Below are 24,992 nucleotides of genomic sequence, written 5' to 3'. Positions count from 1 at the left end.
AAACGATCAGACGCTTGCTTCATTGGGAGTATATCGCTTAACTCTTACGGACAATTCATTGGGGCTAAAAGGTTTTGTCATGTAATCATCAGCTCCCAATTGAAATGCTTCCAATACAACATTTTCCTGTCCCATTGCAGATAGAACGATTATCGGAATTTTTTTCCCTCCTCTTTTCTTTACCTCGCTTATAATTTCGAGCCCTGATAAAAAGGGCATCATCATATCGGTAATAATTAAGTCCGGTAAAAATTCCTCGAACTTTCTCATAGCTTCTCGTCCATCCTGGCAGGTTATTACATTATGCCCGTCTTTCTTTAAGCGCAGCTCAATTGTTTTCAGCATAATTATCTCATCTTCGGCAACAAGTATGTTCATAGTTTTTAGTATTATTAATTATCTAACTCCCGGCTTTACTTTAATATTTGCCAGGTATTTATTTAATGAGGTTTCTATTTTTTTAAATTCACCAGTTGCTTTCTCTCCCAGCTTTTCAAGGAGCTCAGTTTTTTCTTCTTTGGCATTTTTCTCAATTTCAATCAACACCTGCAATAAATTATTCGCCTTAAAGAGACCGGTGCTACCTTTTAATTTATGGGCAATTTTATAAGCATTTTGAAAATCACCGGAAGAGCACGCTATTTGCAATTCATTTAATTCTTGCGGAGTGCTGTCAAGGAATATGGAAAGTATTTCTATCAAGTATTCATCATCGTCCATTTCTTCAATAATACTTAAATCGAATAATTCATTGGTAAGAGGTTCCTCAACAACCTTTGACGTGAATCCTGCAATCTTATTATCGAGTAGTATCAGTATCCGCTTGTATAAAAAATGAAAGTCAAATGGTTTGGACAAATAATCATTCATTCCTATTTCAATACATTTTGATTTTTCCCCTTTTAGTGCAGAGGCCGTCATCGCAATAATAGGAGTAGTAAGGTTCATTACGTTTCTAATATATTTTGTAGCTGCATATCCATCCATTTCAGGCATTTGCAGGTCCATAATAATGAGGTTATAATCATTGCTTTTATTGAGAAATGCAATTGCTTCCAAACCATTGTTGGCTACGTCTACTTCAGCGCCGGCTTTATGCAATACATGTTTTATTACTTTTTGATTCACTTCGTTGTCTTCAGCAACAAGAAATTTTTTGCCCTTTAGAATTGAACTAAAGTTTTGCGAATCTTCGCCCCTGAAAAATGATGGGGCACTTGTTTGACTGTAACCATAAGGAATGGTAAAGCGGAAGGTGGTACCACTATTAATAGTACTTTCAACAGAGATATGGCCCTTCTGCAGTTCTAATAATTGCTTTGTAATGGCAAGTCCCAGTCCTGAACCTCCATATTTACGTGCGGTTTCGACACTCGCCTGGGTGAAGCTTTCGAAAATCTCGTTTATTTTGTTCGTCTCTATTCCAATGCCAGTGTCAGTAATTGCAAATTCAAGCACCACCACTGCAGGTGTTTTTGTTTTTGCGGTAACACTAATCTCGATGCCCCCGGTATTTGTAAATTTTATAGCATTGCCGATAAGATTTACAAGAATTTGATTCAGCCGGTATGGATCGCCGTTTAACCTGGAAGGTATTGCCGTATCAGGATTTATCGTAAGGGCTAATCCCTTTTCTTTTACCCTGTGCCTGAAAATAGCTTTGACATTTTCCAACACCTCGTTGAATTCAAAATCAATTTTTTCAATGGTTAATTTACCGGCTTTAATTTTTGAAAAATCGAGAATATCATTAATTATCACTAAAAGATTATCTGAAGAACGTTTTATAGTTTTAGCGAAATCTTTTTGCTCATCATTTAATTCAGTTTCCAGCAAAAGATCAGTCATACCCTGTATTCCATTCATCGGCGTTCTTATCTCATGGCTCATGTTGGCAAGAAATTGTTCCTGGAGCCTTTTTGCATCTTCAGCAATTCTTCTTGCCTTTATTAGTTCCTGCTGGTATATAACTCTTTCAGAAATATCGGTAGCAATTCCGCTTATTCCATAGATTTCATTTTGGGTATTTATGAGGGGGAATTTTGTTATCAGGATGTGCCTGTTTCCGCCTGGTAATTCAATTATGTCTTCCAGTTGAACGGGTTTGCAGGTTTTAATAACCTGTTCATCCGTTTCTTTAAACGATTGAGCTTTTACCGGGTCCGTGAAATCAAAGTCTGTTTTTCCCAGCACCGTTTCATCGCTTACGTTCAGTGATTCTTTGAATTGCTTATTTACCAAAAGGTATTTTCCTTCAAGATTTTTTATATAAATTAATGAAGTAGCGTTATCAAGTACTGATTGCAAAAGTTCCTGGTTGTAGACTAGTTCTTCCTCATATTTTCTTACCACCTCTTCCATTTTCTTCCGCTCCGAAATATCTTTCGTGATGCATTGAAATCCGGAAGGAACATTATTTTCTTTTAATAAAACGGCAGATTGCTCTACCCATTTTAAATCGCCCTGTTTGGTTCGTATGCAAAATTCAAACACGGTTTCACTTATGTCATTCTTTACCTGGTTCTTATATTTTGCTTTTACTACGTCTACCCATTCTTCTGCAATAAATTGTGTAAAATGCATCCCAATAATTTCATCGATATTATATCCGGTTAAATCAGAAGCCTTGCTGCTGGCAAAGGTTACCAGACCATTAAAAGTGGTGGTGTACATTGTAATTCCGGCATTTTCAATGAGGTTCCTGTATTTTAATTCATTAGCTGCCAGTTTGTTTTTAGCAATCTCAGCCGATTTTATGTTCTTATTCAATTTGTGTAGTAATGCATAAATGAGGAAGAATGCTACTATTCCACCGCTTATTGCAATAACGGTGTTGTCATTATCAGCATTTTTATTTTGAAATAAAACGACGATGAAAAATACTAATAGCAGGAAACAAAATGACATAATATACAGTATGCCGTTTTGCAGATCTAAAATTCTGCGCTGAATGGAATTTTTCATAAAAATGGATAATTGTGGAATCTAGCCTTATTATTGGGAATAAGGGCTTCATTATAACTCTTAAAAGCTAATAATATTGTACTGGAAACGACCGTAATGGCGATTTAGTTTTAGACAGAAGCCGCACTAAACTTTTCACAGCATAATTCTTATTGTTTATAACCCACAACAAGACTGGCGCAAACATCTCGAGCTTTCTTTTAAGCGCGGTATTATTAACTTAAACGAAAGCTCTTCAGTAAATCTATTATCGAAAAGGAAAGCTATTGGGGAAGCAACACTTTATCAATTATATAAAACACGCCATTTACACAATGGTTATCCAAGGAGGTTGCCGTGGCAGCAGCCCCGGTATATGGCGCGCCTCCCGGTGGAAAAGTTCCCAATCCGGTAAATTGCAGGTTCGTTACAAAAGGCCCGGCAAAAGTGGCCTTTGCCATAACGCCGGGATGAACTGAAACAACAGTATTAACAAGGGTTGTATAAAAAGAAGGCGTAGACGAAAAGTTTACTGAAAATGCTCTTATGTTGGGCTGAAAACCAGCACCCTGATCTGTTGCTAAAAAATGATAGGCCATAATTCCAGCAACCTCGGCCGTGGTAACATTATTGGTACTTAAAAATGCCGGCCCTGCTGCAACGGCTCCGTTGGCGGTGGCCACGGCGTTAGCCGTGTCCGACCCCGTCGGTGGATGAATCTTACTCACCTGGTCCAAATATGACTGGAAAGCAAGTCCGAATATGAGGGTTTGAAAGGCGGCGTCACTTGGTGCAAGCACTGTCATATTAGTGACAGCATAACCTAATAAGGAATCTAATTTATGTAAACCTGATTGGCCACTGTCTGCCCTGACAATAGCCGCTTTAAAATAAGTAAGGTTCGGGTTGTTATATATGGCAGCCTTTAAAACCTGGGCCGGCGGGCTTACCAATGCTGCGACGAGGTGCACAATGCCATTATTGAATTTCAAATCGGGGACAACAACCGGAATATTGTTATCCCAAAAACCATTGGTTCTTGCAGATAGAAATACCGACATTTTTAACGCTAGCGGGGTACCTGGCAAAGTTCCAATCGTTAAGTAAGACGGCAATTGAATATTAGGAAAAGATGTTGGAACACTGGCAGAAGCGTACTGCTGGCCCGGGATAATGTGATATTGTATTAAGGGAACGAGCTTTGCCAGGGGAAGAGAGTTCACAACTCCGATAGAAGGAATACCTGATACACGGAACGCATTATTATTGGGTAAAAAAACCGTAAACAAGCTGGTACTATCGCTTAATGCCGCCATTAAACCTGCTTTGGTAACTGCTGCTTTAAAAAAACTATAACTTGTATCAGTACTTATTGCCGTACCTATAGAGGTGGAACTGTTATTAGCAGGCGGATAAATTATAGGAGTTGCCTGGGGCAGATCTTTATTACACGAAATAACAAAGGCAACCAATGTGGTAAGCAATGATACTTTTATAATCTGGCTATTTTGAAAAATATTTTTTTTCATATAACTTCTTTAAAAATGATATTGATAAGCTTTAAAATATATTATAACCAATACTTACATAATAAATACCGCCAATGGTAGCGTTACCAAACCCATCACGATAGTATTGATTTAATAAATTAGTGGCGCCAAGTTTCAACAATACTTTTTGTTCAGGAAATTTAAAACTAATCTGGCCATCCACCGTTTGATATGCAGGAAGCAGGCCATTTGCAAAGTCGCCTTCAAAATTTATTTTATCCTGCCAACGATAGGTTACGCTGAAACCCAGCCTGTTTTGAAAGCCAAAGCCGGTACTGCTGAAAGTAGCTCCCGCTCTATATTTGGGAGCATCGAAGTCTGCTGCGAAACCTGCCGGGACTTTATCAAGGTTATCCGAACTTACGGTACCACTGATTGCAAAATTATGAGGCAGCGCATAGGTAAGGCTTACTCCAAAACCATATGTATTTACTTTTCCCCGCACATTATAAGGAACTGAAAAAGTAGTTGCCGAGTCAGAGTTGTTAAGATTTGCTTTTATTTGTTCGGGTGAGCCTGTAAATACACTTTTATTACCGTGTACAGATTGTGCTATAAGAGTACGGGAAAGAAAATTGTTATAAACTCCATAATAGCCGTAGAGATCTATTAATAATTTTTTCTGAAGCAATAAGCCTTTGTATCCAACTTCAAAAGAGTTAACATTCTCAGCTTTCAAATCAGGAACATTTATTACTTGTGGATTACCTGCAAATAAATTGGCATCAATTGAATATACAGGGTTTGTATTAAAATGATAAAATTTTTTAAAACTTGGAACACCGCCGATTAATGCCTCGCCGCCTGCAACTCTTAGATTTATATACTGCATCTGCGTGGAAGCAAAACGATATGCTTCCTGGTAAGAAAGCCTGATGTTATTATCTTCAGCTACTTTAATTACGAAAGAAATACGTGGTGTAAACCTTCCTTTGAAATTATCATTTCTGTCGTAGCGGCCGGAAGCAATTACTCTTAGTTTGTCGTTGAAGAAGTGCTTGGTTGCCTGCAGATAGGCACCATATTCATTAATAGGAATTTTACCTGATGAATCGGCAAATAATGTGCCTTCAGAATTCAATACATATCTTTTAAAATTAGCACCAATTAATACATCCGCGAAGTCAGAAGTGTAAGGCGTTAAATTATATTGGCCTTCGATATTATACAAATTTGTTTTATCCACAAATAAACCCCCACCTTTGGAAATAGGAACACTTCTCACCTGGTCAAAAAGTTGTTTGAATTCCGGCGAACCGGGAGCAGGCCTTCCCTGGTCTGCAACTGCCCGGGCGGCATTATGCGCAGCTATGTCTGACAAGCCGGAAAGTTTTGCGTTCAAGAATGCCAAAGAATATTGCACATACCACCCGTTACTTCCACCGCTGGGTTTCCATGCTTCGTTCACCAACCTTGTTGTTACCGTAGCATTGTACGAATCGCCGGCGTTTTCCTGCGTTGTGTAGGCCCTTAAAAACCAGTTAGCGTTTAACAGTTCAACTTTATATTGACCAATTTTTAAATTTAATAATGAATAACGATCACTGCCCGTATAAACGGTGTTTCCCGTTCCCCAATATGCTTCAGCATTTAAAGAAGTATTTTGCGTTAGCTTATAACTTAGCTCTCCGGATAATTTAAAATCTACTGTGTTTGGATTTACTATATCTTTTTCCAGATATCCGGTTCTGGAAACAGGAATTGAGGCAGGCAAAGCTTTTACGTAAGGGGCATAAAACGGCACCTGTTGTGCTATCGGGTTTAAAACATTCGACCGGATATCCACAGTTGTTTCATCACCATACACATTGATACCATCGTAGTTGGGATCTGTTTCCCGTGTCCCGGTTTTTACTCCGCCGGTAGTTGCCAGCCGGTCGTAATCACGATAATCATTAGCCACCCAATCTTTAGCCTGCACTAATTGAGCGCCTACTTTAAAAGCAAATTTTTCACTTACTTTATTGGCCCACCTTAAATCCCAGTTATAATAAGGCGATGCACTTCTTGCGCTGTTGCCCACATTCATTATCCCGGTTTTAACCTGGAAAGAAAGCCCCTGGTATTTAAACGGGTCCTTACTATTGATAACTATTGCCCCGTTCATGCCGCCTGGGCCATACAATGCCGACGATGCTCCCTGTAATAATTCCACACTTTCCACATCTAGTTCGGTTAAGCCAACAACACTTCCAACCGAAAAATTTAGGCCCGGTGCCTGGTTATCCATTCCATCCACAATCTGGTTTACCCTTACGCTGCCACTCCCGTTAAAGCCCCGGGTGCTCGGTGTTGAAAAAGTAAGTGACGAGGTTACTACGTCAACTCCTTTTAATTTTGAAATCATATCATAATAGGAAACAGAAGCAGTATTGCGTATGTTAGCTGCACTGATCCTTTCAATTGTTACAGGTGATTCCAATATTCTTGATGGTGTACGGGTAGCTGCTACTACTACTTCCTGGCCCAAAGCGCTTTCCGGAGTAAGGCTTACATTCACAAGCTCTGAGGCTGTTGTAACAACTACTTCCTGTAATTTAAAACCGATAGAAGAAACAACAATGGTAAGCGGAAGAGGCGTATTTACTTCCAGTGTAAAATTTCCTTTGTCGTTCGTGTAGGTGCCGGCTCCCGACCCTTTAACAGTTATTGAAACGGCTGGAACTGTTTCCCCGGTAACACTGTTTTTTACTGAACCATTTATAATTGTATGTTGGCCAAAAGCAATAACCGAAAATATATTGGTAATAATCAATAAAAGATAAAACCTGCTGCTCTTTATCATAGCGATAGTTTTAGTTGTTGAATTTAAAGCAAAGTAAGTCTTTAATATATAATACAATATATTGTTTTTTATCAATAATTGCAAGATGTTGAAAAATTCAATAATAAAAATAAAAGAGTAAAATTTTCTATTCTTATTTTAGCAAATGCAAACAAAAGTTTTTCCAAATCAAACTGCTTTTTATAAAGGAAAAGTAAGAGACGTATATACAATAAATGATCAATTCCTGGTGATGATTGCCTCGAACCGTATCTCGGCATTTGACGTTATACTAACCAGGCCCATTCCATTTAAAGGACAAGTATTAAACCAAATTGCTGCATACATGCTGCAACACACGGCAGATATATGTCCCAACTGGCTATTAGATGTTCCTGCGCCTAATGTTTCTATAGGATTAAAATGCGAGCCATTTAAAGTAGAGATGGTTGTGCGTGGAAATCTCACCGGTCATGCGTGGCGTACTTATTCATCCGGGAAAAGAGTTTTGTGCGGCGTTCAACTACCGGAGGGGCTACACGAAAATGATTATTTTCCCCGGCCTGTCATAACTCCTTCTACAAAAGCAAGCGAAGGCCATGATGAGGATATAAGCAAAGAAGAGATTATTAAAAGGGGACTTGTTTCAAAAGAGGATTATGAAGTTCTGGAACAATATGCCTTGAGGCTTTTTGCCAGAGGAAAAGAACTTGCAGCCAAAAGAGGATTGATATTAGTTGATACAAAATATGAATTCGGGAAACTGGATGATAAAATTATTTTGATTGATGAGATTCATACACCCGATAGCTCAAGGTATTTTTATGCCGATGGTTTTGAAGAACGACAAGCAAAAGGGGAAAAACAAAAACAGTTAAGCAAGGAATTTGTGAGAGAATGGCTTATTGAAAATAATTTTATGGGCAAAGAAGGCCAGCAAGTACCAGAAATGAGTGACGAATGGATAGCAACTATTCGTGACCGTTATATTGAATTGTATGAGAAATTAATTGGAGAAAAATTTAAACCCGAAGAGTTGAGTGATGAAGAAACAGAACAGCGGATTGTAGCGGCGCTGAGCGCTTTGAAATAATGCGATTAAATATTTACTTCGAAAATAGTGTAATAGCAGGGTGCGTCGAAAAATTTTAATCAATCGGTATTCGTTTTGCATTTTCTGCCAGCCACATCTCAAACGATTGCAGCTCCGGGTTTAACTCTTTAGAGAATTTTACATCTCGAATGCTATTGCACACTTCATCAAAATCACGATAAAACTGGAACATATTTCCCAGGTCATCGGCCCCCGGAAAACCAAAACCACGATATTGTTCGGGAGTAATTTCATTATAGGTAACTTCTTCGCCCAAAGCTTTTGATAATGCTTCTGCCATGGCTGCGCATGTAAGCTGCTCACCTGCGATACCTACTCTTTTGCCAATCAACTCCGCGCCTTTCCTGAATATACCATAAGCACATTTTCCAATATCGCCGGCAGCAATACCAGCCATCTTTTTATTTCCCATGGGGAAAGTTATAGCCAGTTTACCATCCGCACCTCTTTTCGGGCCCATACCAAAATAAATAAGGTTATCCCAGTAATAAGACGCCAACATAAATGTAACGGGTACACCCGCATCAATAAAATATTGATCCGATTCACCCTTGCCGTCAAAATGCGGAACTTTATATTTCCCATGAAGTGTCGGCATACTATTGTCATCAAGCGGAACATACTTTCTTACATCTTCAAGCGTAGACCAGATGACATGTTTCAATCCGGCGTCTTTTGCGGCTGCGGCCATATTCTTTGCTTCGGCCAACTCTTTTTCCGGTGAAAAATGTGCCCAAAAAAATGTTACAAAATAAGCCCCATAAGCCCCTTGCAGCGCCCGTTTCATACTTTCCATGTCATCTACATCGGCCGCAACTACCTCGGCTCCCTTTGCAGCAAGCGCTTTCGCCTTTTCTGAATTGGTATCTCTCGTTACAGCACGAACGGCAAATTCGCTGTTACTGTCGTTGAGGATAGCATGGGCCAATCCGCCGCCCTGGGCGCCGGTTGCTCCAAATACTACTATGATCTTTTTCTGCGACATAAATCTGTTTTAAAATTATACCTCAAGATAACGAATTATTAAAGACTGATCAATTTTCTGATGCAACAAATACTAGTTCACAATTATTGACAACCGGGTTTGCAATCAGGCACGAAATTTAGAGTGTATCTGAAACAATAAACGATTGAAACGATCGCTTGTGAAAACAATAAGAAAAAATAAAATTTACATTGGCTAATCGGAAAATATATATTGGTTGTTCAGGATTTCATTACAAAGAGTGGAAAGACGTTTTTTATCCTAACGGACTTGCACAATCGAAATGGTTCCAATTCTATTGCGAGCATTTTAATACGCTTGAACTAAATGTAACATTTTATAAATTTCCTACTGAAAAGTCATTATCAAAATGGTATAGCACAAGCCCGCCGGATTTTAAGTTTTCAGCAAAAGTTCCCAAAGCAATTACCCATTACAAAAAATTTAATGAATGTGAACGAATGCTGGACGATTTTTATACAAGCGCACAAAATGGCTTGCAGCATAAATTAGGCTGCATACTTTTTCAATTACCGCGGCAGCTTGTTTATTCAGAAGAATTATTGCATAAGATCATTAACAACCTAAACCCTGCTTTTAAAAATGTGATAGAGTTCCGGCATGCAAGCTGGTGGAATAAAATTGTTTTCGCGGAATTAAAAAAGAATAAAATTATTTTTAGCGGTAGTAGCTATCCGAATCTTCCGGATAACATTATACAAACAAATACAAGTTTATATTACAGGCTACACGGCGTTCCTGTTCTGTATAAATCTTCCTATGCCGGAAACTTTTTAGAAGAACTGGCAAGGGAACTAAGTACACTAAAAATAAAAGAAGCGTGGATTTATTTCAATAACACCTGGGGAACTGCCGCAATTGAAAACGCAAAATTCTTACAGAGGTGCCTCTGTAATTCCTGATTTTATACATGCAGTTTTTTCATTCGCTGCCTCGATTTATTAAAAATCATTATACCATTCTTTACGCCTTTGCGAATTTGTTTTCTTTCTTCCTCTGGTAATTCATAAGTCGCCTTACATTCGGCAGAACAACAACCGTTAAATTTTTCTGCACATGACCTGCATTGTATGAAGAGAAGATGACAACCTTCGTTGGCGCAATTGGTGTGGGTATCACAGGCTTTCCCGCATTGGTGGCACACACTTATCACTTCATCACCAATCATCTCTCCCAGCCTGCCATCAAATACAAAATTTTTGCCTTTAAATTTATTGGACAGCTTTTCTTCCTTTATTTTATTGGCATATTGAATAATACCGCCTTCGAGGTGAAACACATTTTTGAAACCATTATGCAACATCCAGGCGCTTGCTTTTTCACATCGTATTCCGCCGGTGCAATACATGATGATGTTTTTATCTTTCTTTTCCTGCAGCATACTAACGGCCATGGGTAATTGCTCACGAAAAGTATCTGAAGGAATTTCAATCGCATTTTCAAAATGCCCAACTTCATACTCATAATGATTGCGCATATCCACTACAATAGTTTCAGGATCTGAAGTAAGTTTGTTGAATGACGCGGCATCTACATACTTTCCTTTTTTACTCATATCAAATGCTGCATCATTAATTCCATCTGCCACTATTTTACTCCTGACCTTAATTTTTAAAACCCAAAAGCTTTTTCCATCATCCTCCACAGCCACATTTAAGCGAACACCATTTAAAAAGGAAATTGAATATAAGTATAGTTTAAAGGCATCATAATTAGAAGCAGGAACACTCACCTGTGCATTGATTCCTTCATGAGCAACATAAATGCGCCCGAAAACTTTTAATTCATCCAGGTTTTTATAAAGAACATCACGAAACAATTTAGGATCTTCAATAAACGCATATTGGTAAAAGGAAATAGTTTTCCTTGGCTCTGCCTCTTCGAATAAGCGCTTTTTTAATTCTTTTTGTGAAACGCGGTTGTGTAATACTGCCATTTGTTGATATTGCTGCTTTTCATCTCAATACTATAATCAGGTTATAGCACGATGCGAATAAAATTTTTACAAAGTTAATCATTTGGCAATTTTTTTAATCAGGTACGACTTTTGTAAGGGGTATTCATACATTCAATTAAAAAACATTTAACCAAAAAAAATTATGAAAAAATTTTCAGTTTTAGTTCTATCCCTCTGCTTATTAACTACCGTACATGCACAACATGCGCACCTGGGCATTAAAGGAGGTGTAAACATTGCCAATCTTCACTATAATAATAATACCACAACCGATGCTAAAGTGGGATTAAATTTAGGTGTGCTCGCACATATTCATACTTCTTCAAAAAAATGGGCTATACAGCCGGAGTTGCTATATTCACTTGAGGGAGCCAACTCGAAAATAGATCAGGAGGGCACTGCGCACATTAACTTAAATTACCTGAATGTGCCCATCTTATTACAATATATGTTTGACAACGGTTTCAGGCTTGAAGGTGGTCCGCAGATAGGTTTTTTACTGAGTGCAAAAACAAAAGTAGGAGACGTGACAGTAAATAATAAAGGCTTTCAATCAACAGCTGTCTCTATTCCTTTGGGAGTTGGTTATCTAACGTCGTCGGGTTTTGGTTTGGATGCCAGGTATGTTTTTGGATTAACAAACATTAATGACAATAAAAACGGTCCAACTATCCAGAGCAATGTTTTCCAATTGGGAATTTTCTACCAGTTCAGTGATCCCAAACTCCATAAACGCGGATAAGTATTCAAACTTAATCATATAAACGTAAAATCCTTCTGGGTGAATTAATTTCTCAGGAGGATTTTCTTTTCCTTTGATTCTTTATTAACATTAAATTACACCGGAATTACCCCGAGTATGGCTTCCAACAAACAATCTTCTTTTGGCAAAGCATTTGAAAAAATTCATGCATTTGCCAAAATCTTAATTTGCATTGCTATTGCCACCATTGTTTATTTTATAATACAAATTGAACATGTTGACATTCTATCTCACCTCATGATTGGCTGGGATACTTTTAGTGTATGCCTCATTGCAATGACGTGGATTACTTTTATGATTACGAAACCGCAGGAAATAAGGCAACAAGCCAGGGTGCAGGATTCCAGCCGTTCAGTGATTTTCATTACTATTTTAATTGCAACTCTTGCCAGTTTCCTTGCTGTGTTATTATTATTAGTTACAAAACAAAAGTTTAAGAGTGAAGAAAGTTTTCATCTTATTATAGCGGTTGCCGGAATGATACTTTCCTGGTTTTTAATTCACACCATTTTTACGCTGAGGTATGCACATATATTTTATGGTGATGACGAAAAAAATCCTACAACGCATGCCGGCGGCCTGGAATTTCCTGAAGATGAAAAGCCGGACTACCGGGATTTTGCCTACTTCTCTTTTGTACTGGGAATGACCTTCCAGGTTTCCGATGTGCAAATCACTTCAAAGGCTTTGAGAAGGTTGGCCATGTGGCACGGTCTTCTGTCTTTTGGATATAATACAGTAATGATCGCCCTTACCATAAATGTTATTGCCGGTTTTGGAAATTAGCTTTCGTGTCTATGGGATTAAAATATAGCCCTTACCGATGCAGTTCCTGTGTGAATCGTACGGCTGCTTCCAGGTTTTCTTCCTTCATATTGTAAGTTAACTTCTATGTTGCCTGCCAGCCTTTTTGTAAGCTCAAGATTCCATAAATAATTTTTGCCCGGCAACAATCCATCTAATAATATATAACCTGCTGTACTATTAGCACTTCCCCCGTTACCACCATTAAAATTTATATTGTTATAGGAAAAACGTCCGTTTAAAGTTCCATTGGAAAGTACATTATATCTTATTTCAGCCGCTATTGAATTATTGATTGCGGTCTCCATAAAAGCAATTTTATTCTGCTTTGAATCATAAGTATAAATAAGGCTTACACGCAAATTGCTTTTGTAAATATAACTTACCGACGGCTCTGCAGAAACTTCGTCTATGCGATAATTCCTGTTGGCAAATGAAGAATTATTTAATTGATTTAATCCGTACTTATTGGTAAAAGAAGTAGCAATAGAACGATTGAGATTCCACCTGCCTTTCAAAGTAAGGTCTCTTAATTTATTACTTTCAAATCCATAATTTAATAACGCCTTACTCGTGTTGAGGCGGTGCGTAATATCAATTCCCCACTTAATGCTTTTACGGTTAAAATATAATGTGTTGGATAAAAAAGAAGTTAGCGATATTAACGTGGTATCAACCAGGTTCTTACCAAACGGGTTAAACTCAACTGATTTATTGCCCGCAAGTTCTTTCTTATTTACCTGTAAAGAAGAATTAGTACTGAACCTGTTAATAAATTTTACCAGCTTATTAGTTACAATATTTTTGGCAAGTGCTGATGGATTAATGCCGACGTTATAATTAAACTGCAGGTAATTTGCTTTTACATATTGGTTCGTGGGAGTTAAAATTCTTATCCATGTTTTTTGATCCGGGTAAATGGCAATCTCAAATTCATTTAACTGCGGGATACCGTCACCGTTATAATCGTTCCAGGTATAATATCCCTGCGGCGCAGGAACCTTTATATAAGTGTATTCTGTCTTTTGCTCCTGGCCTGATCCCACTTCATATAACACATTTCCCGTAAGCAACCCATTCCATTCATGCACGGCATATTCTGCCCTGCCTAAAAGGCTTTGATCACTTTTTTCATTGATGGCCCCCTGGTTAAATACATTTAATTTTCTATAGCTTACATTTAATTTAAACTGGTGATTTTCATTTTTTAAAAATTCAGTAATCAGACTAACGTTCTGGCTCTTATCACCTGTAATTAAATCTTTTTGTAAAGGAATTTTATTGATTCTTGTAAAATAAGTTATACCCCACCGGTTTGGTTTTTTTTCTGATGATTTCAAATACGCCTGCCACAGGTTAAATGCAAAGCTTTCCGCCATTAGTGTATCAGATTGCTTATTGCGTTGCTGATCATTCTCCGCAGAAAAACTTCCGCCAACGGTTATATCTTTTAATGCAGCAAATTTCCTGGAAACGTCTATAGATGGCCGTAAGTAAGACCCTTTTCGGGTGCTGCTATTGATATAGGTTATATAAAATTTATCGGCTACTTTCCATCCTTTCAGCAGCATAACATGATCAATTGAATTACGGATACCATTATAATTATCGCTCCGGTTATAATTTGTTAATTCATAATGCACGTAATTATTTTTACCGTCATGTAACTGAAAAGAACCCGTTATTAAATTTTCTGTTGCAGCAGGCGCATTAAAAGGCAGACTCCAGTCACGGTTAAACTCTACACTTCGCAGTCTCTCAATTGGCTTAAACCTGTCCTGCACGTATTCGTAAATAACACTGCTTTGCAAAGTGAGATCTTTCTGAAGATTACGCAAAACGTTTTGCTGCGTTGTATATTCAAACTTACCGGCAACGCCATTTTCCTGATTTTTATCTAATAATGAAAAAGTATTTGGATCGTAATGGCTCAATGCCACTTCGGTTTTTATATAGGATTTATCATTAATAAAATATTGTGCGCCCACTGTTATCAATTGCTGTTTCTTCGGGGTAACCAGTAAAACTACCGGCTCCCACGTACCCTGTGGAACACCATTTACCGGCTGCACCCACACAAACACCTGGCCATTTGCATTACCGGTTGCCTGTACATAATTCCCTTTTCCAAAACCTACACTCGTAAAAGAAAGATTGTATAATGTATCAGTTTTACTCACCGAATAAACATAAATAGAATCATGAATTCCGTTATATACCGTATCAATTTTTTTATATAATATTTTATCAACGGAAAAAGTATCCCGAACCGCATCAGGATACAAAGCGCTGTCCGTGTTGTTTCCTATTTGCGAAAGAAATTGTTTCTGATTAGCATCGAGCGATTGATTGATCGAAGAATTTTTTGCATCTGTGTTGGAATAAGCACCAACAGTCAGTTTTAACTTTTTCCCTAAACTCATTTCATCATTTGCATACAAAAGGGAATTAAGGTAATTCCTGTCAGAATATTCAAACTCTACCTGTATCCTGCTGTCTTTTGTAATTAACCGTTTAGCCGTAAACGTTATCTCGGCAGTATTATAATCAATAATGTAGTCCTGGTCCTCTCCTCTTGTAAGTAATTGCCCGTCTATAAAAACCCGCTCAGTTCCTGCAAGCACTGTAAAAAATAATTCGCCGTTAGCTCCCGAAAGACGGTAGGGCCCCTGGTTCCCTTCAAGTGGCGTAATTACATTACGGTTAAATTTTCCTTTAGCAATAGCGCCGCTTACTAATAACGAGTTGGTTGAATTTTTACCTATTTTATTATCTGTTATAAATGATGCGCCCTGCAATCGTGTATAAAACTTCAGAAAGTAATTCTGGCTTTGCCTGATATCAATGTCCCCAAAGTTAGCCTGCCATCCATGCTTTTTTATTTGCATAAATATCCTGTCAAAATCGTGAAGATTCTGTGTATTTCCCTCCGGCTGAATAGGGATATTATTATCGCTTATGGCAGCCGTTAGTTCAAGGCTGTCTCCAATATATCCATTCAACTGGAGATTTAAAGTAGAATTTACCACGGCATCCTGGCTGTTACCAAATGAAATTCCGCGGCCAATACTCCCATTATAGTTTATGTTTCCAAAATCTATAACCTTATTCGTTTGAGCCTGGTTATTTTTAAAAACGAAAGGCTTTTCTTTTTCAAAATTGAACCTGATACTATCATAATTAAAATGGCGGACAACATTATTTAACCTGAAAGGGAAAACCCGGTAAGTAATATAAACGCTGTCGGGTACATGAACAGTAGTAAATGTTATAAGCGCATTTACATAATCAATATGAAAAGAATCGTTGGAAATACCTGCAACAGAAACGGTGTTGGGAATGATGCTGCTGCTGTCGAAGTGAACGGGATTTATTTTAACAGCAATATATTTTCTCCTGAGATTAGAAAAATGTTCCGAGGTAATTTGAGAAAAGCCATCCTCAAGAAGCAACAGTAAAATAATAAGGAGGTATATTCTTTGGGAATTCAATCAGTTCGGATTTTAGAATCACTAAAATTAGTATTTATGAATGGAAGTTGAATAAGGACAGGCAAATGCACTTTTGTATTATTTTTTGAATTTGGGAATTACTATATAACTAAAACGTTAATGGTAGCAACTTCGTATCCGTAATCCGGATCAGGTTATATAAATTTGATCATTATTTTTTTGGATCCTTATCAATATTTATCATGAGTAGTAAAATTAAATCAGGACTTTTTTTTGGAATATTTACGGCTATTGTATTGATTTCAGAACATCTTGTGTCTACTAACATTCACACAACTACTGAAATTATGGGAATTATTGTAGTAGGAATTCTTTCAGGAACAATTGGAGGACTTGTGTTCGTCTTCTTAATGGAAAAGTTCAAGTCATCCGCGTTTGGAAATAATTCAACAAAAATTGATCTTGATGAAGATGAGCAAATAATCTTTCAAACACCGGCAAATCATTTCAAAGGGGCTGAAGGAGTTGGCGGAAAACTATATTTAACTAATAGGTGTTTAATTTTTAAATCTCATAAGCTTAATATTCAAAATCACGAGCTATCCATCCCACTTAATAAAATAGCCAAAATTGAACGATATAAAGTCTTGAGCAAAATTAGTAACGGCCTCAAAGTTCAAACTGTTGAAAATACTACGGAAAGATTTGTTGAAAAAGCAGATGAATGGTATGTTCACCTTCGAAGCTTACCTGAAACAATGGTTGCATAAAAAATTATTGAAAACCTGTACAATATAAAGGTACGTTTAACCTTAAGTGTTATTTAGCTGCTTTTGGCGCCTTCACAATTGTTGTATCAGTAGCCAACAATGGAACTACATATCCTCCACTATCTATCTCCGTTTTAGGAAAAGCTTTCTTTAGTGCCGGCCAGTCATTTTTATTTACTCCTGTTTGATACAAATAAATTGATTGTAACCCTTTTATTGATTGTAATTGAATAACTCCTTTTGCTGTTACTTTTGTTCCCACAAGGCTGAGCGATTGCAGTTTATTTAAACTTTTAATCAGCCCCAAACCTTTATCAGTAATCTTTGTATTATTCAATTGCAGCAACGTAAGATTGGTGCATTGACCAATGACTGATAAGGCGCTGTCGCTGATTCCGGTGTCATTTAACTTTAACCACGCCAATTGTTTTCTTATAGACCGCAATAACTTTATGTCTTCGTCTGTGATATTTATTGCAGAAACAAAGTTGGCCATAAGGTAATTAGAGTTTTTCGAGACAGGAATTATGATTGCTCCTTTATCTATTAAAGGCTGCAAATTTTTCTCATCAGCCTTTTCAACCGGTTCGGTTGGAATGATAGGGATGGCTTTTTTTTCTTCAGCATGATCGCTTTGCAATTCGAGCAAATAAGGTTTTATCAATTCAAGTTGTTTTAAATCTTTGACTTTTTTATTGAAATCTGCTCCTTCATCAATCCACCAATGTATTAACGCAATTTCTTTTTCATTCAGTTGAGGTTTTTGTTTTGGTGGCATGTGGTCATCATCCTCACGAGGCAGCAATATCCGTTTCAGCAATTTACTTTCTTCAGGATTGGAATTGAGGATGGCCCCATGTTTTCCTCCTTTTAATATCCATTGAGGATCATCGAGACGTAAATTATTCTTTTGTTTTTTTGCTCCGTGACAACTGTAGCATCTTGTCTGCAACATCGGTTGAATCACATCTCCATAAACATTTGCTTCTTCGATGTTGGGTATTATTTTTCTTGGAATAACAACAGAATCCGTTGAATCAGACAGCGGAGCAGTAAGATAATCTGAACCATGAGTTAATGAACCTCCGAGATGGCCGGTAATAGTAATTGCTACCAGTAAAGCAACAGATAAAACTTTATACCAAATATCAATTTGCCCGAATTTTATTCTTACATACAACAGGAATGAAATGGACGCAACACTAATGCCCATCCACATGTGCCAGCCTACAAGCCCTTCATCATAATCCCCGCTTAATGATAACAGGTAACCGGTAATACACGAAAAAATAGCAGCAATCATTCCACAGAATATTATCACGGTAATTACTTCTTTGGAAACATTATATTTTTCTGTAGATGAAATCCATTGCAATAATAAACCGATCAATAAAAATCCAATGGGCAGATGTACCAGCAGTACATGAAAACGGCCAATAAACTCGGTTATGGTTAAGAACATATCAGTGGTGAGTTGTCAGTTATGAGTAGTGAGTAGTGAGTACATCACACAATTGTTACCTCGTACCTTACGATGCATATCTTTTACGAAGTAAATTCATCATATAAACATTTATCCCCCATTGATCGGCTAACGGTTGCCGCGTATACGGCATAGTAGGCATATAATCTGCAGGGCCAAATTCTGTAAGAATGGTTAAACGCTCTCCTGCTTTCTTTTTGCGGCTTACTATTTCATCCCACCATGCAAGATGGGCATTTAGTGCTGTTTCCCATTCAGGAGCCCGTGGATCATTTACCTGTGGCCCTTCAGGGTGTCCAATCCTCGCGTGAATATGATCTGCTCTTTCAGTCGCAAGCGCTAAAGTCTCGGGCTGATCCTGCAACAAAGTTTCACTTACATTGCACCAATGCGATACATCAAATGTGATCCTTAACTCAGGAATTTTTTGCATGTATTGCTTTGCTACCGGCGCTGCAAATAACATACGGGAACGATGCGTTTCATGATAAATGGGAATACCTGTTTTTTTTGAAAGTTGCATCGTATGATCAATAAAAACGATGTTCTCTTCATAACTAAAATAATCTCTACCGGAGTGACAGTTGATGTATAATGGCTTTTGAATATTATTTGTTGCAGCCGCATCTGTCATCTGTTTGAAGAATTGAAGATGCTCATTATAATTACTTTGTTGTGCACCACAAAGAAATCCAACTTCAAGACTATATTTTTTTAATGCAGTAAATAATTCATCCTGGCCTTTTTTCTCCATGGGCCACCAGATTTCTATCCCATCATATCCTGCTTTTTTCACTTTATCACAATAGCTATCCAGGCTACCTTCAAAGCCCCAGTTAGTGGCTAAAAGTTTTAACTCAAAATTTTTATTCATATTTTCTTTTGACGTTTTTGAATCTGCAAATGTTGCCATAGACGCAAACATTATTGCGGCAGTTGCTGATGCAGTTGTTTCGATAAATTTTCTCCTGTTTTGTTTCATGTATAAATTGAGGTTAAAAATATTATGCTATAATTTCATCAATCACTTTGCCTGATACATCCGTTAATCTATAAGGCCTTCCCTGGAAATTATAGGTAAATTTTTCATGGTCAAATCCAAGCTGGTTCAATATGGTAGCCTGTACGTCAAACGGTGTAACGGCGCCACTTACAGGATAGTAACCAATTTCATCGGTTTCACCATACGTGTATCCTTTTTTTATTCCACCGCCTGCCATCCAAATGGTAAATGCACTTACATGATGATCTCTTCCTTTAAAAGGATTAGGTTTTCCTTCCCTGTTTTCCATCATGGGGGTTCTTCCAAATTCCCCGCCCCAAACCACTAACGTTTCATCAAGCAGACCTCTTTGTTTTAAATCTAATATAAGGGCAGTAATGGATTTATCTACCTGACGGCATTTATTAATAAAGCCAACGTCTATGGCTAAACTTGCATCTGTACCATGACTATCCCAACCCCAATCGAATAACTGGACAAACCTGACTCCTTTCTCCACCAATTTTCTTGCTAACAAAACATTATTAGCAAATGACGCAACATTAGGTTTGGTACCATACATTTCATGAATATAATCAGGTTCATCATTTATGTTCATTACGTCAGGAACGGAGATCTGCATTTTATAAGCCATCTCGTATTGCGCAATTCTTGATAAGATTTCCTGGTCTTTAAATTCTTTGTATTCCTGTTGATTCACGTCATTAATTGCATCAATAGAAGCTTTGCGTAAATCTCTATCCATTCCGTTAGGATCTTTAATAAACAATACCGGATCTCCTTCGCTTCTGCATTGCACGCCCTGGTAAACAGAAGGCAGAAAGCCGCTGCCCCACACGCTTTTTCCTGCATCCGGAAATTTACCGCCGGAAGTTAAAACAACGAAGCCCGGCAGGTTCTGATTTTCAGTTCCCAATCCATAGGTAGCCCAGGAACCAAGACTTGGCCGCCCTAAACGCGGTCCGCCTGTATGCACTAATAATTGTGCCGGTGCATGATTAAACTGATCGGTAGTACATGCTTTTAAAAAAGTAATTTCATCTACAATGGTTGCTAAGTGCGGCATGTTTTCGCTTACCCATGCACGGCTCTCACCATGTTGCGCAAACGCAGCTTGTGGACCCAACATCTTCGGAACGCCGCGGATGAAAGCAAATCTCTTTCCTTCCAATAGGGACTTAGGACAATCCTGTCCATCCAGCTTCATAAGGTCTGGTTTGTAATCAAATAATTCCAGTTGAGACGGAGCGCCCGCCATGTGTAAATAAATTACACTTTTTGCCTTGCCCGGAAACATCGGCAATTTCGGCTCTAAGGGATGTGCAGGATCAAAAACAATATTGTTGCTGGTTGAAGATGAACCAAGGCCACAACTGTGCAGCATAGACGCTAATGCCAGTGCACCAAAACCCATGGCACTTTCTTTTATAAAATGACGCCGGCTGTAAAACTGTAAGGCTTTTTTATTTGCCTCATTCACTAACCGCTGAAGATGTAATTCTTTTTGTGTCATAATTTTTTATCTATTGCACGAATTTTAAAGAATACGAATTACACGAATTAATGCAAAAACTTTTAAAAGCGTGTAAGCGATCACGTTGTAGTTATTTTTTTTAATTCGTGTAATTCGTGCATCAAATTCGTGTTATTCATTTTTATCAATCAATTTAATTCTTTGTTATCAGCTCATCCAAATTTAAGATTGCATTTGCAACAATTACCAAAGACGCCGTTTCAGGATTATCATGTTCATTCTTTTCACCGATAAGTTCACAGGTTTTTTCTTCATTTTTTGCAAACTCATTATAAGCTTTCTTGTATAGTTTTTCAAGTGCTGCCAGTTTAGGTGGTGTAATGGGTTTTTCCAATGCCATTTGATAACCGCACTGGATCGTTTTTGCAACATCTTTTATTCCCGCCTTTTCAATCATGCGATAGGCAAAATGTCTTGATGCATCCAAATAAAATGAATCATTTAAGGTAACGAGTGCCTGTAAAGGGGTATTGGTAACAATACGCCTGGCCATACACGCTTCACGGGAGGCGCCGTCAAAACTTATCATAGCCGGATATGGCGCTGTGCGTTTCCAATAAGTATAAACGGCCCGCCTGTATTGATCTCCGTCTTTGCTGTTTACCCAGTATTGCCCGCTCCAGGGTGAAAGCCAGATGCCGGCTGGCTGCCATGGCATTACACTTGGGCCAAACATTTTTTCACTTAATAATCCGCTTACAGCAAGCGCCTGGTCATGGATCTCTTCTGCGGATAGCCTTACCCGTGAGCCTCTGGCATAATAATTATTGAAAGGATCCTTTTCCGCCAATTCTTTTGTCACTCTTGCATCCTGGCGATATGTGGCAGACAATACTATTTCTTTTATTAATTTTTTTACACTCCACTTATAGTCATTCATAAAATGCCACGAAAGATAATCAAGCAGCTCCCTGTGTGTAGGGACAGCTCCCTGTGTTCCCATATCTTCCAAAGTTTCTACCAGTCCTTTTCCAAAGAGTTGTTCCCATATTCTGTTCACCATTGTTCTTGCAGTTAACGGGTTTTGTTTACTGGTTAACCACAATGCCATGCCCAATCGGTTTCGTGGAGCCTTGTTGGGAAACGGATTCAGCGACTCCGGTACACCGGGTTCCACTACATCTCCTTTTACCAACCAGTTTCCTTTTACAAAAACATGGGTGGTGCGGTGCATATCCATTGGGTTGTCCATCATCACAGGTGTTGTTTCAACACTAGCATTTAATAATTCCCAAAATGTTTTTTTTACTTCGACATATCCTTCTTTATCATTTCCCGGCAACGGTTGTGTAAAATAAAACCAATCGAATATCATTCCGCTGGCATCTGGTTTTTTTAAACCAGGATTAATGTAAGTGAGATATAGATCATGCACACCTGAAGCCACAGGAAAATTCACACTGGTAATTGTCCAGGCTTTTGTTTTTTGAACTGCAATAGTCTTTAAAACGGGGCCATCGGGCCGGTCTAAATGAATCGTGTACACTCCATCGCTAGTAAAGGCATTGAACCGGTATATTAATTCACTCTTTTGTTCCAGGTCAACTTTCTTTAAACGGGCTATGGCGTGGTTACGAAAGATGAGCCATTTGGTATCACTCAATTCACTGTTTACAAATGAATCTGCCGTAAGTGAATTTATTGCCGGCTGCCAGGTTTTTAAAAATGTATAGATTTCTTCAGCTCTTTGTTTATAACCATTCTTATTAAACCAATCTACAAGATGGATCAGTTTGGCACTGTCTTCTTTTTTGTAGGTGCGCAGCAAGGGATAATCTGCCTGCGTGTCTTCATCCCTTGTGTCATTATAAAAAGCAAGAAACTTATAATACTCTTCATGTTTAAATGGATCATAGGGATGGCTGTGACATTGCACACAGGCAAACGTAGTACCCATTAATGCCTGCCAGGTTGTATTCACCCTGTCGATAACTGCCGCAGTCCTAAATTCTTCATTGTCGGTTCCGCCTTCATCATTCGTCATTGTATTGCGGTTGAAGGCAGTTGCTATCAACTGCTCATCAGTTGCACCGGGTAAGAGATCACCTGCTAATTGTTCAATTAAAAACTGATCATAGGGTTTGTCTTCATTAAATGCATTAATGAGATAATCGCGGTATCGCCAGATGGACCGGCTGTCGTCACGTTCATAACCTTTTGTATCCGCATAACGGGCAAGGTCGAGCCACATAGACGTAAATCGTTCACCGTAGTGTTGTGAGGCGAGCAATGAGTCAACTAATTTTTCATAAGCATCGTTGCTGTTATCAATTAAAAATTGATTCGCTAAGCTTTCTGTTGGAGGTAATCCCGTTATATCCAAACTAACTCTTCGCAATAATGTGGCTTTATCCGCTTCAGGCGAGGGCTGCAGATTTTCTTTTTTTAATTTATCGTAGATAAAATAATCGATATCATTTTTTACCCAGTCAATTTTTTTTCCCGGAATTAAACCAAAGAAAGATGATTTTGGCACCGGAACTTCTTCATTTTTTACGGGCACATAAGCCCAATGATCTCCCCACTTTGCTCCCTGGTTGATCCATTTAGTTAATATGTCAATGTCATCTTTGCTTAATGGCTTATGTTTATACGGCATCCGGTCTTCAGGATCAGTCAATTTAATGCGGCGAATCATCTCACTGCGGTCTGCATGACCGGGCACAATTGCATATTTACCCGACTTGGTTTTTTTTAAAGCTTCGGAGCGAAAGAGTAAACTAAAATTTCCCTGCCGCCTTACACCGCCATGGCAGGTAATGCAATTCTGGTTTAAGATAGGTTTTACCTGCGTACTAAAATCGATGGATGTGTTACGTGCACTTATAATAAATGCCGATGCTGCAATTATTATTACAAGAGAAACAATCAACAGCAATTTCTTATGTTTCCATTCAAACATTATGGAAAATTAAATTGAAAAGAGGTATTATTAAAGTGGTTTAAAAGCTACGCCGAATTTACGGAAATATTGTAACTAATAAGCAGGTAATTAAGCAACAATCATTTCCTGATTCAGATTGAATTTTTCCCCTTATTTTTTGGCTTTCTTCCAGGTTATCCTCCTCCCCAATATAATTTTGAAAACAAATGCATCGGTGGCTTTGGTTAATCCCCAGCCGGGACCGAAATTCAGTTCCCATCTTGGATCAAGGTCAAGATCCGCTACCGCAAACAAGGCATGGTTTTCCTGGCTAACGCGTGGTATAAAATCCAATTGCCCGATGTTACCATAATATTCAAGGCCTAATGCAAATTTATTAATGGTATAAGATGTTTTTAAATTAGGCTCAAAAGAAGGCGTGTGATCGGTACCACCGCTCAGCCCTATACCGAAAGTGGGGTTAAAGGAAATATAGAACTTATTATACTGCTTGTCCAGGATAGGTCTTACCTCAATACTCCACGTATCTTCTGAATATTCACTGCTTTGAAACCCGATTTCTGTAGACAGGCTTGCGCCAAAAGGCCAATGCCATTTTTCGGGTACGCTTATCCGTGGGCGAATATGAGACCCCACATATTGGTATCCATACTTACTTGTATAGTTGGTGAAAAAATAAAAACCTATTTCAAAGTTGTCGGTTATACCGTGTGTGATCTCTACTGTTTCATGCAATGCATGGTTGCTCGGGCGAACACCATCAATCACATTTTTTTGCCCGTCAAACGTGTAGTTGCTGTGCAACTCAAACATAGTGCTGCCTTTAGTTTGCGTAGGCGAGCCGTAAACCTGTATCTCATAATTATCCTGCGCAGCGGCAACGTTGAAAAGAAATAAGGAAAAGAGGAATATGGGAATTTTGGTCATCGTACAAAATAAAATGCAAATTTAAAAAGAGCGTAACT

At 38.2% G+C, this 24,992-nt stretch carries 17 protein-coding genes; 5 read left to right on the top strand and 12 right to left on the bottom strand.

Annotated features, from left to right (window positions below; genetic code table 11):
• Positions 1-6: 6 nt before the first annotated feature.
• From FW778_RS19140 to FW778_RS19125, 4 genes are all read right to left on the bottom strand, one after another.
• Positions 7-378, bottom strand: coding sequence for a response regulator transcription factor (locus tag FW778_RS19140; protein ID WP_150416468.1), 372 nt, complete (start codon positions 376-378; stop codon positions 7-9).
• 18 nt (positions 379-396) lie between these two features.
• Positions 397-2,964, bottom strand: a complete 2,568-nt coding sequence (locus tag FW778_RS19135) for a PAS domain S-box protein (protein ID WP_150416467.1) — start codon at positions 2,962-2,964, stop codon at positions 397-399.
• A 263-nt stretch (positions 2,965-3,227) separates the two neighbouring features.
• The gene (locus tag FW778_RS19130) at positions 3,228-4,472 is read right to left on the bottom strand and encodes a fasciclin domain-containing protein (protein WP_150416466.1); all 1,245 of its coding nucleotides are present in this window, start codon (positions 4,470-4,472) and stop codon (positions 3,228-3,230) included.
• A 31-nt stretch (positions 4,473-4,503) separates the two neighbouring features.
• Complete coding sequence (locus tag FW778_RS19125; protein ID WP_150416465.1) at positions 4,504-7,278, bottom strand: TonB-dependent receptor; 2,775 nt, start codon at positions 7,276-7,278, stop codon at positions 4,504-4,506.
• Between the two features lie 145 nt (positions 7,279-7,423).
• On the opposite strand from FW778_RS19125, the gene FW778_RS19120 reads away from it, so the two are divergent.
• The gene (locus FW778_RS19120; RefSeq protein ID WP_150416464.1) at positions 7,424-8,350 is read left to right on the top strand and encodes a phosphoribosylaminoimidazolesuccinocarboxamide synthase; all 927 of its coding nucleotides are present in this window, start codon (positions 7,424-7,426) and stop codon (positions 8,348-8,350) included.
• Between the two features lie 55 nt (positions 8,351-8,405).
• On the opposite strand, the gene FW778_RS19115 is transcribed toward FW778_RS19120, so the two are convergent.
• On the bottom strand, positions 8,406-9,356 hold the full coding sequence (locus tag FW778_RS19115; RefSeq protein WP_150416463.1) for an NmrA/HSCARG family protein: 951 nt from the start codon (positions 9,354-9,356) through the stop codon (positions 8,406-8,408).
• 191 nt (positions 9,357-9,547) lie between these two features.
• Here FW778_RS19115 and FW778_RS19110 point away from each other — a divergent pair, with 191 nt between their 5' ends.
• A complete protein-coding gene (locus FW778_RS19110) occupies positions 9,548-10,279 on the top strand; it encodes a DUF72 domain-containing protein (protein ID WP_150416462.1) in 732 nt (243 codons plus the stop codon).
• 2 nt (positions 10,280-10,281) lie between these two features.
• Here the strand turns inward: FW778_RS19110 and trhO are convergent, their stop codons facing one another.
• Entirely contained in the window at positions 10,282-11,313 is a 1,032-nt protein-coding gene (trhO, locus tag FW778_RS19105) for an oxygen-dependent tRNA uridine(34) hydroxylase TrhO (protein WP_150416461.1), read from the bottom strand.
• 163 nt (positions 11,314-11,476) lie between these two features.
• Here trhO and FW778_RS19100 point away from each other — a divergent pair, with 163 nt between their 5' ends.
• Entirely contained in the window at positions 11,477-12,076 is a 600-nt protein-coding gene (locus FW778_RS19100; protein WP_150416460.1) for a porin family protein, read from the top strand.
• 117 nt (positions 12,077-12,193) lie between these two features.
• The gene (locus tag FW778_RS19095; RefSeq protein WP_150416459.1) at positions 12,194-12,883 is read left to right on the top strand and encodes a DUF1345 domain-containing protein; all 690 of its coding nucleotides are present in this window, start codon (positions 12,194-12,196) and stop codon (positions 12,881-12,883) included.
• A 17-nt stretch (positions 12,884-12,900) separates the two neighbouring features.
• Here FW778_RS19095 and FW778_RS19090 read toward each other — a convergent pair whose 3' ends face one another.
• Positions 12,901-16,392, bottom strand: coding sequence for a hypothetical protein (locus FW778_RS19090; protein ID WP_235906453.1), 3,492 nt, complete (start codon positions 16,390-16,392; stop codon positions 12,901-12,903).
• Positions 16,393-16,595: 203 nt separating this feature from the next.
• Here FW778_RS19090 and FW778_RS19085 point away from each other — a divergent pair, with 203 nt between their 5' ends.
• On the top strand, positions 16,596-17,123 hold the full coding sequence (locus tag FW778_RS19085; RefSeq protein WP_150416458.1) for a GRAM domain-containing protein: 528 nt from the start codon (positions 16,596-16,598) through the stop codon (positions 17,121-17,123).
• A 49-nt stretch (positions 17,124-17,172) separates the two neighbouring features.
• On the opposite strand, the gene FW778_RS19080 is transcribed toward FW778_RS19085, so the two are convergent.
• From FW778_RS19080 to FW778_RS19060, 5 genes are all read right to left on the bottom strand, one after another.
• Positions 17,173-18,585 (bottom strand): c-type cytochrome domain-containing protein, encoded by a 1,413-nt coding sequence (locus FW778_RS19080; protein ID WP_202552355.1) that lies wholly within the window; start codon positions 18,583-18,585, stop codon positions 17,173-17,175.
• Between the two features lie 67 nt (positions 18,586-18,652).
• Positions 18,653-19,588, bottom strand: a complete 936-nt coding sequence (locus FW778_RS19075; protein ID WP_150416457.1) for a sugar phosphate isomerase/epimerase family protein — start codon at positions 19,586-19,588, stop codon at positions 18,653-18,655.
• A 22-nt stretch (positions 19,589-19,610) separates the two neighbouring features.
• Entirely contained in the window at positions 19,611-21,122 is a 1,512-nt protein-coding gene (locus FW778_RS19070) for a DUF1501 domain-containing protein (RefSeq protein ID WP_150416456.1), read from the bottom strand.
• Between the two features lie 154 nt (positions 21,123-21,276).
• Positions 21,277-24,045: a DUF1553 domain-containing protein gene (locus FW778_RS19065; RefSeq protein WP_150416455.1), complete on the bottom strand. Its 2,769-nt coding sequence runs from the start codon at positions 24,043-24,045 to the stop codon at positions 21,277-21,279.
• A 132-nt stretch (positions 24,046-24,177) separates the two neighbouring features.
• Positions 24,178-24,954, bottom strand: a complete 777-nt coding sequence (locus FW778_RS19060; RefSeq protein ID WP_150416454.1) for a porin family protein — start codon at positions 24,952-24,954, stop codon at positions 24,178-24,180.
• Positions 24,955-24,992 lie beyond the last annotated feature (38 nt).

Source organism: Ginsengibacter hankyongi, from assembly GCF_008710285.1.
GTDB classification, from domain to species: Bacteria; Bacteroidota; Bacteroidia; order Chitinophagales; family Chitinophagaceae; genus Ginsengibacter; species Ginsengibacter hankyongi.
The sequence above is the reverse complement of the archived record's forward strand: the minus strand, read 5'-3'. Positions and strand labels throughout refer to the sequence as shown.

What these genes read in the sequence shown, in the direction of transcription:
- FW778_RS19140 (WP_150416468.1), bottom strand. Translation starts at nt 378, where the DNA reads ATGAACATACTTGTTGCCGAAGATGAGATAATTATGCTGAAAACAATT.
- FW778_RS19135 (WP_150416467.1), bottom strand. Translation starts at nt 2,964, where the DNA reads ATGAAAAATTCCATTCAGCGCAGAATTTTAGATCTGCAAAACGGCATA.
- FW778_RS19130 (WP_150416466.1), bottom strand. Translation starts at nt 4,472, where the DNA reads ATGAAAAAAAATATTTTTCAAAATAGCCAGATTATAAAAGTATCATTG.
- FW778_RS19125 (WP_150416465.1), bottom strand. Translation starts at nt 7,278, where the DNA reads ATGATAAAGAGCAGCAGGTTTTATCTTTTATTGATTATTACCAATATA.
- FW778_RS19120 (WP_150416464.1), top strand. Translation starts at nt 7,424, where the DNA reads ATGCAAACAAAAGTTTTTCCAAATCAAACTGCTTTTTATAAAGGAAAA.
- FW778_RS19115 (WP_150416463.1), bottom strand. Translation starts at nt 9,356, where the DNA reads ATGTCGCAGAAAAAGATCATAGTAGTATTTGGAGCAACCGGCGCCCAG.
- trhO (WP_150416461.1), bottom strand. Translation starts at nt 11,313, where the DNA reads ATGGCAGTATTACACAACCGCGTTTCACAAAAAGAATTAAAAAAGCGC.
- FW778_RS19100 (WP_150416460.1), top strand. Translation starts at nt 11,477, where the DNA reads ATGAAAAAATTTTCAGTTTTAGTTCTATCCCTCTGCTTATTAACTACC.
- FW778_RS19095 (WP_150416459.1), top strand. Translation starts at nt 12,194, where the DNA reads ATGGCTTCCAACAAACAATCTTCTTTTGGCAAAGCATTTGAAAAAATT.
- FW778_RS19085 (WP_150416458.1), top strand. Translation starts at nt 16,596, where the DNA reads ATGAGTAGTAAAATTAAATCAGGACTTTTTTTTGGAATATTTACGGCT.
- FW778_RS19080 (WP_202552355.1), bottom strand. Translation starts at nt 18,585, where the DNA reads ATGTTCTTAACCATAACCGAGTTTATTGGCCGTTTTCATGTACTGCTG.
- FW778_RS19075 (WP_150416457.1), bottom strand. Translation starts at nt 19,588, where the DNA reads ATGAAACAAAACAGGAGAAAATTTATCGAAACAACTGCATCAGCAACT.
- FW778_RS19070 (WP_150416456.1), bottom strand. Translation starts at nt 21,122, where the DNA reads ATGACACAAAAAGAATTACATCTTCAGCGGTTAGTGAATGAGGCAAAT.
- FW778_RS19065 (WP_150416455.1), bottom strand. Translation starts at nt 24,045, where the DNA reads ATGTTTGAATGGAAACATAAGAAATTGCTGTTGATTGTTTCTCTTGTA.
- FW778_RS19060 (WP_150416454.1), bottom strand. Translation starts at nt 24,954, where the DNA reads ATGACCAAAATTCCCATATTCCTCTTTTCCTTATTTCTTTTCAACGTT.